Annotated in this window: 18 protein-coding genes and 2 tRNA genes; all 20 read left to right on the top strand. The window is 25.5% G+C overall.

The features are described 5' to 3' along the window. Nucleotides 1-97: 97 nt before the first annotated feature. The 20 genes from J2Z71_RS03410 to alr all read left to right on the top strand — a co-directional run bounded on the left by J2Z71_RS03410 (nucleotide 98) and on the right by alr (nucleotide 20,424). Nucleotides 98-1,264 (top strand): type II secretion system F family protein, encoded by a 1,167-nt coding sequence (locus J2Z71_RS03410; RefSeq protein WP_210060453.1) that lies wholly within the window; start codon nucleotides 98-100, stop codon nucleotides 1,262-1,264. Nucleotides 1,265-1,451: 187 nt separating this feature from the next. Then, on the top strand, nucleotides 1,452-2,702 hold the full coding sequence (locus tag J2Z71_RS03415; protein ID WP_210060454.1) for a sodium/glutamate symporter: 1,251 nt from the start codon (nucleotides 1,452-1,454) through the stop codon (nucleotides 2,700-2,702). A 96-nt stretch (nucleotides 2,703-2,798) separates the two neighbouring features. Then, nucleotides 2,799-3,860, top strand: a complete 1,062-nt coding sequence (locus J2Z71_RS03420) for a sodium ion-translocating decarboxylase subunit beta (protein WP_210060521.1) — start codon at nucleotides 2,799-2,801, stop codon at nucleotides 3,858-3,860. A 10-nt stretch (nucleotides 3,861-3,870) separates the two neighbouring features. Next, complete coding sequence (locus J2Z71_RS08980) at nucleotides 3,871-3,999, top strand: OadG-related small transporter subunit (protein ID WP_280954004.1); 129 nt, start codon at nucleotides 3,871-3,873, stop codon at nucleotides 3,997-3,999. A gap of 125 nt (nucleotides 4,000-4,124) precedes the next feature. Beyond that, nucleotides 4,125-4,487: a prepilin-type N-terminal cleavage/methylation domain-containing protein gene (locus tag J2Z71_RS03425; protein WP_210060455.1), complete on the top strand. Its 363-nt coding sequence runs from the start codon at nucleotides 4,125-4,127 to the stop codon at nucleotides 4,485-4,487. A gap of 1 nt (nucleotide 4,488) precedes the next feature. Then, nucleotides 4,489-5,187 (top strand): prepilin peptidase, encoded by a 699-nt coding sequence (locus J2Z71_RS03430; RefSeq protein ID WP_210060456.1) that lies wholly within the window; start codon nucleotides 4,489-4,491, stop codon nucleotides 5,185-5,187. A gap of 9 nt (nucleotides 5,188-5,196) precedes the next feature. Then, the gene (locus J2Z71_RS03435) at nucleotides 5,197-6,576 is read left to right on the top strand and encodes a type IV pilus biogenesis protein PilM (RefSeq protein ID WP_210060457.1); all 1,380 of its coding nucleotides are present in this window, start codon (nucleotides 5,197-5,199) and stop codon (nucleotides 6,574-6,576) included. Further along, complete coding sequence (locus J2Z71_RS03440) at nucleotides 6,577-7,563, top strand: AIR synthase family protein (RefSeq protein WP_210060458.1); 987 nt, start codon at nucleotides 6,577-6,579, stop codon at nucleotides 7,561-7,563. 11 nt (nucleotides 7,564-7,574) lie between these two features. Continuing rightward, a complete protein-coding gene (locus J2Z71_RS03445; protein ID WP_210060459.1) occupies nucleotides 7,575-8,846 on the top strand; it encodes an N-acetylmuramoyl-L-alanine amidase in 1,272 nt (423 codons plus the stop codon). Between the two features lie 40 nt (nucleotides 8,847-8,886). Continuing rightward, nucleotides 8,887-10,182 (top strand): ribonuclease PH, encoded by a 1,296-nt coding sequence (rph, locus tag J2Z71_RS08985; protein ID WP_210060460.1) that lies wholly within the window; start codon nucleotides 8,887-8,889, stop codon nucleotides 10,180-10,182. 73 nt (nucleotides 10,183-10,255) lie between these two features. Further along, nucleotides 10,256-10,978: a hypothetical protein gene (locus J2Z71_RS03455; RefSeq protein WP_210060461.1), complete on the top strand. Its 723-nt coding sequence runs from the start codon at nucleotides 10,256-10,258 to the stop codon at nucleotides 10,976-10,978. Nucleotides 10,979-11,054: 76 nt separating this feature from the next. After that, a tRNA-His gene (locus tag J2Z71_RS03460) sits at nucleotides 11,055-11,131 on the top strand. Nucleotides 11,132-11,215: 84 nt separating this feature from the next. Then, nucleotides 11,216-11,292 (top strand) — tRNA-His (locus tag J2Z71_RS03465). 114 nt (nucleotides 11,293-11,406) lie between these two features. Beyond that, entirely contained in the window at nucleotides 11,407-12,396 is a 990-nt protein-coding gene (gene plsX, locus J2Z71_RS03470) for a phosphate acyltransferase PlsX (protein ID WP_210060462.1), read from the top strand. Beyond that, complete coding sequence (acpP, locus tag J2Z71_RS03475) at nucleotides 12,393-12,614, top strand: acyl carrier protein (RefSeq protein WP_210060463.1); 222 nt, start codon at nucleotides 12,393-12,395, stop codon at nucleotides 12,612-12,614. The genes plsX and acpP overlap by 4 nt, the downstream gene beginning before the upstream one ends. A 21-nt stretch (nucleotides 12,615-12,635) precedes the next feature. After that, nucleotides 12,636-13,340, top strand: a complete 705-nt coding sequence (gene rnc / locus J2Z71_RS03480) for a ribonuclease III (RefSeq protein WP_210060464.1) — start codon at nucleotides 12,636-12,638, stop codon at nucleotides 13,338-13,340. Beyond that, entirely contained in the window at nucleotides 13,333-14,379 is a 1,047-nt protein-coding gene (locus J2Z71_RS03485) for an elongator complex protein 3 (RefSeq protein WP_210060465.1), read from the top strand. The genes rnc and J2Z71_RS03485 overlap by 8 nt, the downstream gene beginning before the upstream one ends. Before the next feature lie 10 nt (nucleotides 14,380-14,389). Beyond that, nucleotides 14,390-17,938, top strand: a complete 3,549-nt coding sequence (gene smc / locus J2Z71_RS03490) for a chromosome segregation protein SMC (protein ID WP_210060466.1) — start codon at nucleotides 14,390-14,392, stop codon at nucleotides 17,936-17,938. Between the two features lie 9 nt (nucleotides 17,939-17,947). Next, complete coding sequence (gene ftsY / locus J2Z71_RS03495) at nucleotides 17,948-19,246, top strand: signal recognition particle-docking protein FtsY (protein ID WP_210060467.1); 1,299 nt, start codon at nucleotides 17,948-17,950, stop codon at nucleotides 19,244-19,246. A 14-nt stretch (nucleotides 19,247-19,260) separates the two neighbouring features. Further along, nucleotides 19,261-20,424 carry an alanine racemase gene (alr, locus tag J2Z71_RS03500; RefSeq protein WP_210060468.1) on the top strand — a complete coding sequence of 388 codons (1,164 nt, stop codon included), beginning with the start codon at nucleotides 19,261-19,263 and terminating at the stop codon, nucleotides 20,422-20,424. Nucleotides 20,425-20,427: the final 3 nt, after the last annotated feature.

Raw genomic sequence — 20,427 nt, forward strand, 5'->3', positions numbered from 1 at the left:
TATTTTATTTAATTATTTGAAGAAAGTATTGTATAATTGACTAAAAGGATAAATAATTAAAGTTTTAAGGATATGAAATTTTTGAAAAGGAGGATTTATGAAATATAAATATAAAGCTTTAAATACTAATAATGAAATAGTAGAAGAATTTATATTGTTAAATAGTGAAAAAGAAGTTTTAAAATATTTGAAAAATTTACACTTAAGGCCAATAAAAATAAGTATAGTTGAAGATACTAAAATTAAAAAAATAAAACTAAAAAAAGAAAAGTTAGGCGATATTTTTTATAAATTACATATATTGACATCTTCAAATATAACACTACCTAATGCTATAAGTATAATATCTAAAAATGAAAATAAAAAAGAAAAACTTTTTGCTGATTTTATTATAGAAATGTTAGAAGATGGATCTAATTTAAGTGATATTTTAAAATATTTAAAATCTAGAAAAATAATTATAAATATGGTGGAAGTAGGAGAAAATTCATCTAATTTGCCAAAAACTTTTAAAAACTTAAGTGATTATTATAGAAGTGAAAGTAAATTTGAAAGAGAAATTAAATCGGCAATGTATTATCCAATTTTATTGATTGTAATTTCTTTTATATTAGTAAATTTTCTTATTATTTTTATAATGCCTTCTTTTTTAGATATGTTTTATGAAAATAGAGAGTCTTTACCTTTTATAACGAGATTTTTAATTAAATTTGCAGAATTTTTAAATAGTTATTTTGTAATAATAAACATTACTATATTTTTATTTATAATATTTATGTTTTTATATTTGAAAACAGAAAATGGAAAGAGAGTTTTTGATAAAATAAAACTTAAGTTTAAATTATATAAAAAGATAATTACTAAAAAATACATATCTATGATGCATCTATTAATAGAATCAGATATAACAGTTGCAAAATCAATAAATATAATTGCAAGTTCTTTTGAAAATATAATTTTTCAAGAAAAACTTTTAAAAGTTGAACAGGATCTAAATAATGGCATCAGTCTTTCTAAAAGTTTAGAAGACAATAATTTATTTGATAAAACAGCAATTTCTTTAATTGAAACTGCAGAGGAAGCTTCTGCTATGAAGAAAATATTAAATACTATGAATGAGTATTATGATTATGAAGTTAAAAATTATCAAAAAAATTTTATAACATTTTTTGAACCTCTGACAATAGTAGTACTGGCTCTTATTGTTGGATTTGTAATAATTTCAATATCAGTTCCAATGTTTGATGTAGTAAATAGAGTTTAAAATTTAAAAATAAATTTAAAAAATTTATATTTTTTTTAGATTAAGCTAATCAAAATTGGGAATATATACCCTGTAACAAAATTGAGTTTTTAAAATACAATATTATCCTTGATGCTTTGTACTTATAAATTAAAACCTAGGAGATATATTAAAAACTTAAAAAATTATTATATGGAGGGTAAATAAAATGTTCGAATTTAATTTTGATATGTTGCAATCAGCATGTTTAGGTGTTTTAGTATTTCTATTAGGAAAATTTATAATTAAAAAAGTACCTTTTTTTAACAGATTTTGTATTCCGGCTCCAGTAGTGGGTGGACTTATATTTTGTATAATACATTTAATTGGAAGACAAACTGGATTATTTTCATTTAACTTTGCAAATGAACTAAAGGACTTTTTCATGGTTGGATTTTTTGCTACAATTGGTTTTTCTGCAAGTTGGCTTGTTGTAAAACAAGGTGGAAAAGCAATATTAATACTATCAGTTGTTTCGATAATTTGTTTAGTAGGACAAAACTTTTTAGGTCAGTTTATTGCAGAAGCTTTCGGTGAAAGTGGATTAATGGGACTTTGTGCAGGAGCAATATCTTTAATGGGTGGAGTAGCATCATCTGCAGCTTATGGACCAACAATGGAATCCTTGGGACTTCCTAATGCAACATTAATTGCAGTATCTGCTGCAGTATTTGGACTTGTTGCTGGTGGAATAGTATCTGGACCGATAGCTAAATTTTTAATAGACAAAAATGATTTAGTAAATAAAGCTAATAAACAAGATAAATTAAATGGAAAAGACAGCATTGATTATGAAAACTTAGAAACAGGAGAAGAAGAAATTAAAGTAATGAATGTTTCTAAATTTACAAGTGCATTTTTTATATTAATTATAGTAATGGGACTTGGAACAATAGTTAAAGCTTGGTTAGATATTCCAATTAAAAATCTAAATCCTAATGCAGCATTACCTGCTTATATAGGAGCTGTAATTGTAGCTGCAATAGTAAGAAATGTAGCAGATGTTAAAAAAATCGAGCTTCCAGTTGGAGAAATTGGAGCAATAGGAGAAGTATTTTTAAGTATATTTTTAGCAATGACAATTATGCAATTAGAACTTTGGAAATTAATAGATATTGCAGGACCTTTATTTGTAATATTAATAGTACAAGTTATTGCATTAATTATTTATGATATATTTATAGTATTTAGAGCAACAGGAAAAGATTATGATTCAGCTATGATGGTTGCAGGATTTTTTGGATACGCAATGGGTGCTACTCCAAATGCAATAGCTAGTATGAATGCTGTTAAAGATCGTTATCATAGAGATTCACCTAAAGCATACTTTGCAATACCTATGGTAGGTGGTTTTATAATTGATATGTTAATGCCTATTTTCTTATTAACACATGCAAATTTCATAGTAAGTGGTTTATAATAGAAAGGTATTATAAATTTAGGAGGGATATATTTGAATGATTTATGGGATGGATTGTTACAAGGAATTGTAAATTTAAGTTATGGTAATTTAATTATGTTTGTTATAGGAGGTATTTTAATATATCTTGCTATAAAAAAAGATTATGAACCAGCATTATTATTACCAATAGGTTTTGGAGCTATATTATCTAATATTCCATTATCTTCTGCAGTGGGACAAGAAGGGTTTTTGACAATACTATATGAAGCTGGAATAACAACAGAGTTATTTCCTGTTTTAATATTTATAGCTGTAGGTGCAATGATTGACTTTAAACCTTTAATAGCAAGTCCGTCTATGATTTTCTTTGGAGCTGCAGCTCAATTTGGTATTTTTGCTACTATGTTATTTGCTTTATCAACAGGTATATTTTCACTAAAAGAAGCAGCAGCAATAGGTATTATAGGAGCAGCAGATGGACCTACATCAATATATGTGGCAAAAGAATTTGCACCAAATTATTTAGGGGCAATTTCAGTAGCAGCTTATTCATATATGTCTTTAGTTCCTATTATTCAGCCTCCAGTAATAAAATTACTTACGACTGAAAAAGAAAGAAAAATTAGAATGAAATATACACAAGTTGAAGTTCCAAAGGTAGTAGAGGTATTATTCCCAATAGTAATAACTATAATTGCAGGAATAATTGCTCCTATGAGTGTAGCTTTAATTGGAGCTTTAATGTTTGGTAACTTAGTTAGAGTTTGTGGAGTATTAGAAAGACTTTCTAAATCTGCACAAAATGAATTGGCAAATTTAGTAACATTATTATTAGGAATTACAATAGGTTCTACTATGAGTGCAGAAGCATTTTTAAATAGTAAAACTTTAATGATAATGGGAATGGGACTTGTTGCATTTATATTTGATACAGCAGGTGGAGTATTATTTGCTAAATTATTAAATATCTTTAGAAAAGAAAAAGTAAACCCTATGATTGGGGCAGCAGGTATATCAGCTTTTCCTATGGCAGGAAGAGTAGTCCAAAGAATAGCAACAGAAGAAGATCCTACAAACTTTATATTAATGCAAGCTATGAGTGCAAATGTTGCAGGTCAACTTGGATCAGTAATTGCAGGTAGTTTAATTCTTGCATTAGTTCCAATATTTGGATAGGAGGATTATTATGAAAGCAGAATTATTACAACAAGGCGTTGAAGTATCTATTTTTGGGTTAGCAGGTGTATTTGCAGTATTAATATTATTTTATATTTCAATAAAATTATTAATGTTACTTTTTAGAAATCATAAATAAATAGATTATTAAAAACACTCTTAGAGAAATTTAAGGGTGTTTTTTTATATATGCTTTACTGGAGTAAATAAAATACTTATGATATGATAAACTTAAGTATACTTAAATATTTAAAAGGAGGATATATGAAAAATAAAAATAAGAAATTAAAAGGATTTACTTTAATTGAACTTGTCGTAGTTGTTGCGATTATTACAATACTTATAACTATTGCAGTTCCTAGATTTGGAAAGGCAAATCTTGCAGCAAAATCATCAGCTCATAATGCAAATGTTAAAACTTTAAAAAATGCAGCTATACTTTATTATAATGAAACAGGTAATACAGGAAATGTAAAAGAAGAATTAAAAGATTATTTAGATGGAGAAAATATAGAATCTGCAATAGAAGGTAAAGAATTTTCAGTAAATATAGATGATGATGGAAATATTACTGTGACACCAGGTATGGTAAAAGTTGATGGTAAAAAAATAAGGGAAGTAAATTAATATGGAATATTTATTTAGTTTTTTTATAGGAAGTATTTTTGGATCTTTTATAGCAGTTATTTTATATAGAAGGCCGAAAAATATCAAATATGTATTTGGTAGATCGAAATGTGAAAACTGTAATTATACAATTCCATATTATTATAATATTCCTATTATATCTTTTCTAATTTTAAAAGGAAAATGTAAAAATTGTAATGTTAAAATTAATTATAATAATTTATTTTATGAAATACTTTGTGGATTAGTAAGTTTATATATCTTTAATATATATGGACTGTCTTTTAATTATATTTTAAGGTTTTTTCAGATGTTAATTATAGTATTAATAATTTTTTCAGATATTTTAGAAAAAGATATATATATTATAGATATGTTTTTGTTATTTATAATAGAATTTATTTATAAAATTTATAATAATAATCTAAATATAAATAATTTAAAATATGCTTTAATATTTTTCTTTATTATGCTTTTATTATATATTTTGACGAAATCTATTGGAATGGGAGATGTAATTCTTTCTTTTGTAATAGGGTTTTTCTTTGACAATATATATTATGTATTTTTAATATTTAGAATGAGCTTTTTCTTAGGAGCTATAGTATCTATTGTATTAATTTTAAGTAAGAAGAAAACTAAAAAAGATTATATTGCCTTTAGTCCCTATTTATTGATTTCATTATTATACTATTTATAGAGGTGAGCGATGGATTTTTTTAAAAGAGAATTAAATATTTTAATAAGTGATATGCAAATTACAATGAAATATCTAGATTTTAAAAAAGAGATAATTCTTGAACATTCAATAATAAGAAATGGATATATTTTAGATGAAAATTATTTATTTTATCTTTTAAATAAATTTTTAAAGGAGAATAAGATAAAAAATAATATAGATACAAATATTTATATTATTTCATCAGATATTTTAAATATAAATTTAGAACTTCCTATTATAAATGATGATGAAATCAATAGTATGATTTTTTATGAAATAGAAGATAAATACCTATTGAATTTAGAAAATTATAAATATAAATTTAAATATATTAAAAATGAAGAAAATATTAAAGTAGAAGTAATTTTACTTCCAAAGGAAATAATAATAGATTATATAGATCTATTTAAAAAGTTAAAATTAAATTTAATAGGAATATATTCATATACTGAGTATATAAATAGTAAATTAAAAGAAAATATAATAATATATTTAAACATATCTCACTGTATAATTTTAATTAATGATTTTGAAAAAGTTTATATTAATACAATATTTAATGAAGATATTTCAAATTTAATAAATGAAAATAGTTTAAATATAGAAGATTTTTTAGAGATTTTAGAAATAAATGAAAATAGAGCAGAAGATAAAAGCTTTAATGAACTTAGAAATAGAATGATTAATCTTAAAGATAATCAAGTTAATTTAATAAATTCTTATATAAATAAATATAATTTGCCGATTTTCTTCACAGAAAATTTATATTCTGTTAAAATAGTAGAGGACCTTGAAAAATATAATGAAATAAAATTGAATTTTTTAGATATTGAAGTTTTTCCTAAAGATAATTTACAACTATTAAATTTTATTGAATTTAAGATAAAAAAGAATACTTTTAAGAGAGAATATGTATTTATAATTTTATTTTTAGTGATTTTTAATGTATTAATATTTAAAAATATAAATAATAAAAATAAAAAACTAGAAAATGAAATTGTTTATTTAAATGAAAGTATAAATAATAATAAAAAAATCTTAAATACAATGAATCCTGAAAAAATCATATCTGAAAATAAAAGGTTAAAAAGCTTAAAAGAGGAAGATGATAATTTAAAGAAATTAAGTAAAAACAATAAATACTTTGAAAATTTAGTAATTTATTTTGAAAATTTAGACAAAGAAGATATTTTAGTTACAAACTATGAGTTTAATGAATCGTTAATTTACATAAAAGGTATTGTAAACGATATCAATATTTTAGATAATATAAAAAAAGATATTGAATATAAAACAAGATTAATTGAAAAAAATGTTCAAGATGACTTAATAGTGAATTTCAAATTAGAGATAGAGTTAGGTGATTAAATGGAAATCGGCAAAGTATCAAATAATGATTTAAATAATTATGTTTTTAAAAATATCAATAAAAGAAGGAATGAAGTCTTATCTGGACCTAATATAGGAATGGATACATCAGTATTAGATTTTAATGGAGATTTAATAGTTTTATCTACAGATCCAATAACTGGAGCAACAAAGGACTTGGGAAAACTTGCAATACATGTATCTTGTAATGATGTTGCATGTGAGTGTGCAGAACCAATAGGAGTTTTGATGACTATTTTACTTCCGCCAAGTGCAACTTTAGAAGAACTTGAAGAAATTGTAAAAGATGCAAATACTGAGTGTGAAAGATTGAATGTAGAAATTATTGGTGGACATACTGAAGTAACAGATGCAGTAAATAGAATTGTAGTTGCAACTACTGTTATTGGTAAGGTAAAAAGAGAACATTTGCCACAAAGGGAAAAAATTGAAGTTGGAGATGTAATTGCAATTTCAAAATATGTGGGAATTGAAGGTACATCAATTATATTTAATGAAAAATATAATGAATTAAATAGTCTTTTTAATGATGAAGATATTAAAAAATTAAAGAATATGTCAAAGAGTTTTTCTGTATTAGAAGAGGCTCTAATCGCAAAAAATTATAGAGTAAAACATCTTCATGATATAACAGAAGGTGGGATTTATGGAGCTATTTGGGAAACTGCAAATGCAATAAATCAAAAAGTTATAGTAGATTTTGAATCAATTCCTGTGTTAGACTTTACAAAGAAGATAGCAGATCATTATAATATAAATTTATATAGACTAATATCTAGTGGTAGTATGATAATGGTTGTAGCAAAGGATGATTTTATAAATTATAAAAAAGCTTGTGAGAAAGAAAATATAAAAATAACACAAGTTGGTGTTGTTGAAGAAGGTAGCGGAGCTTTTGTAAAAAAAGATAATGAAATTCATCCAATTGAAGAGCCAGGTTCAGATGAACTTTACAAAGTGGTATAGTGGAGGATTTAATGAAGAAATTATTTTGTTTTTTTAGCATATTATTAATGTTTTTAAGCTCAAATGTATATGCAGAAAGTTTTAAAGTAAAAATAGACAATAAAGATGTAAATGTAAGTAAGGTTGTTGTCGAAATAAACGAAAAGGAATTAAATACTAAATTTGATTCTTATACACTATCTGGCAGAACATTTGTCCCAATTAGAGAAATTACAGAAAGTTTAGGCGCAAAAGTTGATTGGGATAATAAAACAAGAAGTGCGACAGTATCTATGGAAAACAAACAAGTTAAATTACAAATTGATAGTGATATTGTTTATGTAGATGGCAAAAAAACAAATATTGAAGAAAATTCTATTCCTAAATTTGCAGTATATTTAAATCCAAAGAGAGAAGTTAAAACTATGGTACCACTTAGATTTTTATCTGAAACTTTTGGATATGAAGTGAAATGGGATCAAGAAACTTATACAGCATCTATTTATACAGAGGACTATAAAAAAGATGAAAAAGAAAAAGTTGTAACTACATCATCTACAACTACAGAAATAGTTAATAATTCTAATAATAGATTTGAATCTAAATTTGAAAAAGAAGAAAGTAAATCTATTAATAATAGTAATGAAGAAGAGTTTAAGTCTGCAGGAATAGATTTTAAAGAAGAGAAAAAAGAAGAGAAAAAAAGAAATATAACTAAGAAAATAAAATCAGATGGTCCTGTTACTATTGTAATAGATCCAGGGCATGGTGGAAAAGATCCAGGTGCAATTGGAGCGGACAAAACAAAGGAAAAAGATTTGACATTAGAAATCTCTACTAAACTTTATGATAAGCTATTAGATGATGGAATAGATACTCATATTACTAGAAGTAAAGATGAGTTTGTAGAATTATTAGATAGAGCTGGTATGGCAAATGATTTAAATGCAGAAATCTTTTTATCTATTCATATAAACTCAGCAGAAAGTTCTACTCCAAATGGGATAGAGGTATTTTATCCTAATGAAGAAGTTGTTCAAATAAAAACTGTTGAACAAAAACATTTGGCAAATTGTCTGCAAAATGCATTAATAAAAGAGACAAATGCAACAAGTAGAGGCGTTAAAAATGGTTCTAGGCTTATAGTTCTTAAAAAGACTAAAGGGGTTTCTGCACTTGCAGAACTTGGATTTATTTCTAATAGTAATGATGTTTATAATTTAAATGATGAAGAATATCAAGAAAAATTAGTTCAAGGGTTGTATAATGGATTAAAAGATTATATAGATAATTATGTTGAATAAGAGGTTGAAAAACCTCTTTTTTATTGAAAGGAAGAATTAGATGAGGAAAGACAGAAGAAAAGACGAAATGAGATATACCGAGTTTGTACTAGATTATACTGATATTCCAGATGGATCAGTACTTGTTAAATGTGGACAAACTAAAGTTATTTGTACAGCTATGATAGAAGAAAAAGTTCCATTCTTTTTAAAAGGAAAAAATTCAGGATGGCTATCATGTGAATATTCAATGCTTCCAGGAGCTACTCCTAATAGAAAAGTAAGAGATATTTCAAGAGGAAAAATAGATGGTAGAACTCAAGAAATACAAAGATTAATAGGTAGAGCTTTAAGATCTTGTATTGACTTAAATAAATTAGGTGAAAAGACAATCTGGATAGACTGTGATGTAATATCAGCAGATGGTGGAACAAGAACAGCAAGTATAAATGGAGCTTTTATGGCACTTTCACTTGCAATTAAAAATGCCTTGATTGAAGGAAGTTTAAAAGAAAATCCTATTAAAAATAAAGTAGCGGCAATAAGTGTAGGTTCTGTTAATGGAGAAAAATTATTAGATTTAAAATATACAGAAGATTCATCAGCAGATGTAGATATGAATATTGTAATGGATGATAATTTAAATATTATAGAAATTCAAGGAACTGCTGAAGGAGAAACTTTTTCAAGAAGTGAATTAAATGAATTTTTAGATTTAGCTGAAATAGGAATTAATGAAATTTTTAAACTTCAAGAAGAAAAATTAAGCTTAAAAAATATAGTATTATCTACAAATAATAAAAATAAAGTTGTTGAAATAGAAAAAATATTAGAAGACAGCAATGTAAATATTGTATCTAAAAAAGAAATAGGACTTGAAGATTTTGATGTAGAAGAAAATAAAAATACATTAGAAGGAAATGCAACTCTAAAGGCAGAAGCTATAAAAGAAAAGACAAAATTTGGAGTTTTAGCTGATGATACAGGACTTTTTGTAAATGCATTAAATTTAGAACCAGGAGTTCATTCTGCAAGATACTCAGGCGATCATGATGATGCTAAAAATAGAGAAAAATTATTAGAAAATTTAAAAGATAAACAAGATAGAAGTGCATATTTTAAAACTGTAATAGTATATATAGATGAGGAAAATAAAAAACATGTCTTTGAAGGAATATGTGAAGGAACTATTTCAAAAGAAATGAAAGGCAGTAGAGATTTTGGATATGACTGCATATTTATACCAGATGGATATGACAAAACATTTGGAGAAATGGATCCAAAAGAGAAAAATAAAATAAGTCATAGAAGTAGAGCATTAGCGAAGTTACAAGATTTTTTTAAGGGAAATAATTAAGCTGAAAATTCTATATTGATAAAAGAACCTCTCTAAGGGTATAATCATAACAATATACGGAAGAGGTGAAATTATGTTTTTAACGACTTATGATGTAATGAAAAAAGAAAAAGGAATTAAAGTTCCTAGGACATTAGGTGCAAGATGGATTGAACCACATGAATTAGATGAACTCTATAAGTTTATGGAAAAAATTAGAAATGAAATGGGTGATAACAAAAATTTTGCATTAGAGCCTCAAGATACAATATTTATACCTTATGAAATGGGTGGAAAAATATTAGGTCTATTTGATGAAGAAGGAAAAATAGTTGGTGAAAGATATATTACGCTAATAGATCATGGAAAGAGTGATTTATTAATAGATGCATCAATAGATGCAAGACCTGATGAGGTGTTGTATCTAAAATCAACTGTTATAGACACAGACTATACAGGTAATAGTTTGCAATACAAGACTCTTATATATGCAATAGATTATTTGAAAAAACATAATATGACTAAATTTATGTCTACAATATCACCATATAATGTTTTTAGTTTAAACAGTGCAATTAAAGGAAATTTTAAAATCAGAGCTTTAAAGAAAAAATATCCAACTGAGGAACACCCAAATGGTCTTTGGAGATGTATTTTATATTTAGATACAGAATCTGAAGAAAAATATGATACAGATTATATTTATGTAAATAGAAAAGATGTAAATAGACAAGTAGAACTTCTTGAAGATGATTATGTTGGTATAATACTGTCTGATGACAAAGAAGAAATTGGCTATGCAAAAATTTTAAAATAAATGTAAATATAAAGTAAAAAAATCGTTGACAGATTAACTATAATTTGTTAAAATTTATTTATTGCTGATAAATGTGGTGGGTATGGCCTAGTTGGTTAGGGCGCAAGATTGTGGCTCTTGAGGTCGTGGGTTCAAATCCCACTATCCACCCCATAATAAATTTATTAGTAATTAACAAATTAATATTGACAATTCTTTTTAGAGTTGTTATAATTAATATCGTTGCTGATTAGTATGGTGGGTATGGCCTAGTTGGTTAGGGCGCAAGATTGTGGCTCTTGAGGTCGTGGGTTCGAATCCCACTATCCACCCCATAATAAATCAGCAATTTTTGTTTTTAAAATCAATTATTTTTTGGACTAGTGTTCAAAATTAATTGATTTTTTTTTCGTTTTACTATATATTTATTTAAGGATAAGGAGGTCATTATGAGAATATTATTTGATGCTTTAGGTGGAGATAATGCACCGCTAGAAATCGTAAAAGGTGCAGTACTTGCAGCTGAAGAAATGGATATAGATATAAGTTTCGTTGGAAATGAAATTGAAATAGAAAAAATACTTAAAGAATTAAATTACAATAAAAAAGTAGAAATTATAAATGCTACAGAAAAAATAGAAAATAATGAAGAGCCAGCTTATGCAATTAGAAGAAAGAAGAATTCAAGTACAGTACTTGGACTAAAATCTCTAAAAGAAGATAAGGTAGATGCTTTTGTGTCAGCAGGAAGTACAGGTGCACTTTTAGCTGGAGGACTTTTTATAACAAAGAGAATAGACAATGTAAAAAGAGCAGCACTTCCTACAGAGCTACCAAGTTTATCTGGTGGAACATTAGTAATAGATTCTGGTGCAAATATGGATTGTGATGCCGACTTATTACTACAATTTGCATTAATGGGAAAAACTTATTTACAAGGAATAAAAGGAATAAAAAATCCTAGAGTAGGTTTATTAAATGTAGGAACTGAAGAAGGAAAAGGAAATGCCTTAACTAAAGAAGCTTTTACATTACTTAAAAACTCAGATTTGAATTTTGTAGGAAATATTGAAGCAAGAGATGTTACTATGGGAAAATGTGATTTAGTAGTATGTGATGGTTTTGTTGGAAATGTATTACTTAAAAATACAGAAGGTGTTGCAAAATTTTTAATGCATACAATACAATCTGAGATAAAAAAAGCTGAATTATCAAAAGAGACATTACTTGAAGTAGGTTCTTTATTTTCTAAAATGTCAAAAAATTTAGATTATAAAGAAGTTGGAGGAACTATTTTATTAGGACTAAAACAAGTTGTAGTAAAAGCTCATGGTGATTCTGATAGCATAGCTATTAAAAATGCAGCCAAAGCCGCTGTAATGGCTTTAAATAATAATATAATAGAAACATTAGAAAGGGATTTTAAGGAGAAAATATGAAAGAAAAAGTATTAGAACTTATTGCAGAACAATTTGATAAAGATATAGATGAATTAAATGAGGAAATGTCTTTTATAGATGATTTAAATGCAGACTCAGTAGATATTGTTGAGCTTGTTATGAGTATAGAAGATGAATTTTCTGTAGAAATAGAAGATGAAGAATTAGAAAACTTAAAAACTATTGGAGATGTTTTAGAATTTATAGAAGAATTATAATTTAAAAGTAGGGTGATCTAAATGCCGAAAGGAGCAAAGGAGCTTCTTAAAAAATTGGAATATGATTTTGAAAATATTGAATATTTAGATATAGCTCTTACACATTCATCCTTTGTAAATGAACATATATCAAAAACTAATAATGTCAGTAATGAAAGATTTGAATTTCTAGGAGATGCAGTATTAGATTTAATTATAGGTGAATATTTCTTTAGAAGTGATGAGAGTCTAAGAGAAGGAAAACTTTCAAAACTAAGATCAGAAGTTGTCAATGAACAAAGTTTAGCTAAAGTTTCAAATGAGTTAAAATTAGGATCCTTTATAAAGTTTGGGAAAGGTGAACTTAAAAGTGGTGGAAATCAAAGAGAATCTATTTTAGCAGATGCTTTAGAAGCTCTAATAGGAGCTATATATTTAGATTCAGATTTAGAAACAATAACTAAAATTGTACTCAAATTATTTGAAAATATTTTAAAAGAAGCTGAAAGCAAAAAAAACTTTACTGATTACAAATCAAGACTTCAAGAAAACTTACAACAATACAATAAAAATGTAGTTGAATATGTATTAGATAAAGAAGAAGGACCTGATAATAATAAACTATTTTATTCATCAGTTAAAGTAGATGGAGAAGTAGTTGGTTGTGGAAGTGGAAAAACTAAGAAAAAGTCAGAACAAATAGCAGCGAAAAGAGCATTATTAAAACTAGGTGAAAAAAATGTCTAAAAAAAATATAATTCCAATCTTTGTTCCTCATTATGGTTGTCCAAATGATTGTGTTTTTTGTAATCAAAATAAAATAACTGGATTTAGTACAGATACAACTGAAGAAATTGTAGAAGATAGAATAGAAGAATATCTATCTTATTTTAAAGATAAAACAAACACAGAAGTTGCTTTTTATGGAGGTAGCTTTACTGCAATTGAAATAGAAACACAAAGTAAATTACTTAATGTAGCTAAAAAATATAAAGACATGGGATTAGTAAAAGAAATTAGACTATCTACAAGACCCGATTGCATTGATGCTGAAATTTTAAATAATCTAAAAAAATATAAAGTAGATACAATTGAGTTAGGTGTTCAAAGTTTAGATAATGGAGTTTTACTCTTATCTAATAGGGGACATAATAGCAGTTGTGTCTATAAATCTGCAGAACTTATAAAAGAATATGGATTTAAACTAGGTCTGCAACAAATGCTAGGTCTTCCAGGAGATAATTTAGAAAAAGCTTTATATACAGCTGATGAATTTATAAAACTAAACCCAGATTGTTTAAGGATATATCCAACGCTTGTAATAAAAGATACTAAACTAGAATTTGATTATCAGTCTGGAGAATATGATGCTTTAAGTATATCTGAGGCAGTGTATCAAAGTAAGGAAATATTAAAAAAATATATTAAAAATAATATAAATGTAATTAGAGTGGGACTTCAACCTACAGAAGATATTCAGTTAGGTGCTTCAGTGGTAACAGGTCCCTTTCACCCTGCCTTTAGACAATTAGTTGAAAGTGAAATTATAAAAGATGTAATTTTAGAGTATTTTGAAAATAAAAAAATAAAAGATGAATTATTAATTAAATCATCAGGTAAAAACATATCTAATATTGTAGGGCAAAACTCTAAACAAAAGAAAATTTTAATGGAAAAGTTAAATATAAAAAAACTAAAATTGAAACAAGATAAATTAGACAATGAAACTTTGGAATTTTACTATAATGGATTAAATGAGACGATTAATATAAAAGATTATATATAATGGAGTAAAAATGTATCTAAAATCACTATATATTCAAGGATTTAAATCCTTTGCGAATAAGACGAAAATTGAATTTAATAATAAAATAACAGGAATTGTAGGTCCTAATGGTAGTGGTAAAAGTAATATTTCAGATGCCATTATGTGGGTTTTAGGAGAGACAAGTGTAAAAACTCTAAGAGGATCAAAAATGGAAGATGTTATATTTTCAGGTACTGATAAAAAGAAACCTTTGGGATTTGCACAAGTTACTATTGTATTTGATAATTCAGATAGGTCGCTTCCTATAGAATATAACGAAGTTTCTGTTACTAGAAAGATGTATAGATCTTTAGAAAGTGAATTTTTAATAAATAATGTTAAGTGCAGACTAAAAGATATTAAAGAGTTATTTATGGATACAGGAATTGGTAAAGATGGATACTCTTTAATAGGTCAAGGTAAAATTGAAAATATTTTAAGTTCTAAACCTGAGAATAGACGAGCTATTTTTGAAGAGGCAGCAGGAATATCAAAATTTAAAATGAAAAAAGCTGAATCCGAAAGAAAACTTGAAAAGACAAAGGATAATTTAATTAGATTAAATGACATTATTTTAGAAATTGAAAAAAGAAAAAACTTACTAAAAGATCAATCTGAAAAAGCTATTAAATATAAAGAAATATATAAAAATTTAAAAGACTTAGAAATTAGTTTGGTTTTTTTAGAGGTTGAAAGTAAAAAAGAAAAAAACATAAAAATAAGTACTGAAATTATTGATTTAGAAAATGAAAATAAAAATCTTTTAATTCAAATAGAAGAAAATGAAATTAAACTTAAAAACTTAGAATATGAAATTTTAAATTTAGATATAGAAATAAGTGATAATCAAGAGCTTAAAATTAAAAAAAGTAGCGAATATGAAGAAGTTAAATCTAAGATTGAAATATCTAAGGAAAGAATATTAAACTTAAATACTAATTTAAATAATAATTTAACTTCAATAGAAGAGCTAAATATTCTAAATAATAGACTAAAAGGTTTAAATGAAGAAAAAGAAAATAATCTAAAGTGTTTAAATGAGAGTTTAATAGTTCTTAATAATGATTTAAAATCTTTAAAAGAAGAAATTAATTTAAGTACGAAAAAACTTTCTGATTTAGAAAAAGATAGATCATTAAATAATGAAAATTATTTATTAATACATAAAAATATTTCGGATTTAGATTCTAAAATTGAAGTAAAGGAATCTTTAATTAAAGAGAAAAAAGAAAGAATAAGTTCTATTAATAAGAACTTAGATATTTTAATAGATAATAATAAGGAACTTTTAGAAAGTATATCTCTTAAAGAAGAAAAGTATGAAGAGTTATTACAAAAACAAAAAGAGAATTTAGAACAAAAAACTATAAAAAATAATTATTTAATTGAATTAAATAAATTAGCTATTAAGGACAATGAAAAATATTTAGAATTAAAAAATGAATTTGAACTTATAAATGCCAAACACAAAGCTATGAAAAATTTATCGGAAAACTATGATGGATATTCAAAAAGTGTAAAAAGTTTTATGAATTTTACACAGAGAAGGAATTTATTTGATAAATCTTTAATAGGTACAGTTGCAGATAATTTATCAGTAGATGAAAAATATGAAAAAGCCATATCAGTTGCCCTAGGTGGAAGCATACAAAATATTATTATAAAAGAGGAATCCTCTGCAAGAGATATGATAGCTCTTTTAAATAAAGAAAACTTAGGAAGAGTTACTTTTTTACCTTTAGATAGTATTAGATTTTTTGGAAATCAAGTAGATCTTTCTAATTATGATAAGCAAAAAGTCCTAGGATATGCAAATGAGCTTATTAGCTATAATGCTGAATTTGACAATATATTTAAAAGTATATTGGGAAAAACCATTATTACAATTGATTTTAATACTGGAGTAGAATTATCTAAAAGACTAAATAGAAAATATAGAATAGTAACTCTATTAGGAGATAGTTTAAATGTTGGTGGCTCTATAACAGGTGGAAGTATATATAAAAATAATATTTCTATACTTGGAAGAAGTAATGAGGTTAAAGAACTTGAAAGTTTAAAAGATGAATATTTTTTAAATTTAGAAAAAATTAAAGAAAATATTTCAAAAAGAAATTCTACTATAGAAGAACTTGAGTTTTTAGTTAGAAATTTAGAAAATATAAATAATAATTTAAATCTTGATGTCTCAAAGATGAAAGGCTCTATTGAAAATTTAAAATCATCTAAATCTACAAATCAAATTTATCTAGATAGATATGAAAGTGAAAAAAATAATTTAAAATCATCTATTGAAAAAGATTATAGTGAAATAGAAAAAAATATATCAGATAAAAAAGAACTTGAAATCAAAGAGATTAATTTTAAGAATAAGTCTAATGATTCAGATGGAGAATTAGAAAGTTTAAAAGAAAAAATTAATAAACTTAAAGAAGAAGAGTCTGATAAAAAAATTGATTTAGTTAAATTAAATAGTTCAGAAAGTACAATGAAAAAAGAATTAAGTGATAATAACTTAAGAATAGATGAAAATTTAAAGAAAATAGAAAATTTACATTTAGAAATAGAAGAGTTTAAAGTAAATATTAATTCTTTTGAAAATACAAATCTTGAATTAAATAATACTTTATTAAAACTAAATGAAGAAATAGAGTTATTAGAAAAAAATATAGATGAAAAGAAAGATTTGAAAATAAATCGAAGTAAAGAGTTAGAAAGTTTACGAGAAAATATAAATTCAAGTAATAAAAAACTAAATGAATTAGAAAAAAATATCAATAAAAAAGAATATGAACTAGAAAAAAATAATTACTATATTGAAAATATAAAAGAAAGTTTAATTAGTGATTATGATTTAATAGAAAGTGATATTAAAAAAATAGTAGAAATAGATTCTATTAAAAAATCAAAAGATGAAATAAAGAAATATAAAAATAAGTTGAATTCTTTAGGTGATGTAAATATACTTGCAATTGATGAGTATGAAGAAGTAAATGATAGATTAGAATTTAATTTAATGCAAAAGAAAGACCTATTAGATGCAATTGAGGAAATAAGAAATATATTAAATAAACTAGATGTAGAAATGAAAGAAAAATTCAATAGCTCTTTTAAATTAGTTTCAAAGTATTTTGATGAGATTTTTCGTATTTTATTTAATGGAGGACGTGCAGAAATTGAGATACAAGGCGATGATGAACTAACAGGAGGTATTGAGATTAAAGCACAGCCACCAGGAAAGAGGTTCCAAACATTATCATTATTATCTGGTGGAGAAAAATCTTTAACTGCTGTTGCGCTTTTATTTGCACTTTTAAAGGTAAGACCTGCTCCGTTTTGTATATTAGATGAAATAGATGCAGCTCTTGATGATGCTAATATTAAAAGATATGCCAATTATTTATTAACTATTGAGGATATTCAGTTTATAATGATAACACATAGAAAATTAACTATGGAAATTGCAAATAAATTATATGGTGTTACAATGGAAGAAAAAGGAATAAGTAAACTTATTTCTGTAGAGTTAACTAACTAGGAGGAATAGATGTTTAAGTGGTTTAAAGATATTTTTTCAAATGAAGAAGAAAATATTGAAAAAAAAGAAGAAGATATATTAGAGAAAGAAAAAGAAGAGATTTTAGAGGAAAATGAACCTATTTTTACAGAAAAAGAAATTGAGAGTTTAGAAATAAAATCAAACTACAATGAGCCTTTAATGCCTGATGAAATTGAGGAACTTGAAGAAAAGTTTGAGGAATTTGAAGAACTTGAAGAAAAAATAGATGAAATAGAAGAACAACAAAAAGAGATTCAAGAAGAAATATCAAAAATTGAAATAGAAGAACTTGAAGATGCAAAAGAAGATATTGAAATTGAAGATAGTTTTATAAAAGTAGAGCAAGAAGAAAATATAGAGGAAGAAAAACCTAAGAAAAAATCTATGTTTCAAAAGTTATTTGATGGACTTTCAAAAACTAGAGATGATGTAAGCATTAAAATAAATACTATGCTAGGAGCATATGTAAAAATAGATGATGAAATGCTTGAAGATCTTGAAGATATTTTAATATCTGCTGATATAGGAATGGATACTACTATGAAATTAATAGATAATCTAAGAGAGTCTATTATAAAAGAAAAAGTAAATGATCCAGCTCAAGTTATACCTATGTTAAAAAATGAAGCTAAAAAACTTATGAATGAAGAATTAGATAATAAAGTAAAAACAGATGCTCCTACTATAATTTTAGTAATAGGAGTAAATGGAGTAGGAAAGACAACTACTATTGGAAAGATGTCTAATAACTTCAAGAAAGAAGGTAAAAAAGTTTTAGTTGCAGCAGCGGATACTTTTAGAGCAGCAGCAATTGATCAGTTGAGAGACTGGGGTAATAGAGCTGAGGTTGATATAATTGCTCATAACGAAGGATCTGATCCAGCAGCAGTAGTTTTTGATGCTATTTCAGCTGCAAAATCAAGAAAAACTGATGTTTTAATTTGTGATACTGCAGGAAGACTGCATAACAAAGCAAATCTAATGAAAGAACTTGAAAAAATAAATAGAATAATAGATAGAGAATATCCTAGTGCTAATCGTGAAACTTTATTAGTACTTGATGCAACAACAGGACAAAATGCAATGAATCAGGCAAAAACTTTTAAAGAAGTTTGTGATATAACAGGTATAGTTCTTACTAAATTAGATGGAACTGCAAAGGGAGGTGTAGTAATAGCATTACAAAGCGAATTACAAGTTCCTATTAAATTAATTGGTGTAGGAGAAGGAATAGATGATTTACAACAGTTTAACATTGATACATTCTTAGACGCAATATTTAACTAACTGGAGGGATAATTGTGCATTTAACAAGACCAGCCTGGGTTGAAGTAAACCTAGACACTTTAAAGAAAAATGTAAATACAATCAAAGAACAGGTAAGTGACGGAGTTGAATTAATTTCAGTAGTAAAAAGTAATGCTTATGGCTACGGAGCAGTAAAAATAGTAGAAACTATAAAAGAACTAGGAATAAATAATTTTGCAGTAGCAACACTTAGCGAAGCAATAAGTCTTAGAAATCACTATGATGATATAAATATTCTAATACTTGGATATACTCCTGATTATTTAATGGAAGATTCTATAAAAAATGGAATTACAATGACAGTTTATAATTTAGAAAATGCTAGGGAAATTTCTGAAAATGCAAAAAAATTAAATTTAACTGCAAAAATAAATATAGCAGTAGATTCTGGAATGAATAGAATTGGATTTAAAGTTACAGAAGAAAATGCAGATAAAATAAAAGAAATTTCAAAACTGGATAATATTAAAATAACAGGTATGTTTACTCATTTTGCTGCAGCTGATGAAAATAGAGAATATACTGCATTTCAATTTAATAATTATATGAGAATGTATAATATGTTAAATGAAAGAAATGTGGAAATACCTTTAAGACATGTAAATAATTCTCAAGGAATAATAAATTATAGAGAATATGATTTAAATGCTGCAAGACCAGGTTTAGTTCAATTAGGTCATACTGAAGGTGTTGAAAGTAAATATGAAGGTTTTAAAGTTGAATATATAGGTGAAGTTAAAGCGCAAATTGCCAATTTAAAAATTGTACCTAAGGGAGAAAAAGTTAGTTATGGACTTACTTATGAAACTTCAAAAGAAACTAAAATAGCAACTTTACCAATAGGATATGCTGATGGAATAATAAGACAATTAAGTGGAAAAATAGATGTTCTAATAGATGGCAAAAGATGCCCTCAAATAGGAAGAATCTGTATGGATCAAATGATGATAGATGTAACAAATATTAATTGTAAAATAGGTGATGAAGCCGTTATAATCGGAAAACAAGGCGAAGAGGAAATACCTATTTTAGAAGTGGCTTTAAAAGCTGGAGAAATAGCAACTTCTTATAGTTGTCATTTTTCATCAAGACTTCCAAGAGTATATATAAAAGATGGAAAAATCGAAAGTATACATGATGAAATCTTATTAAGATAAAAA

Origin of the sequence: Peptoniphilus stercorisuis, assembly GCF_017874395.1 — a bacterium.
Classification (GTDB): domain Bacteria; phylum Bacillota; class Clostridia; order Tissierellales; family Peptoniphilaceae; genus Anaerosphaera; species Anaerosphaera stercorisuis.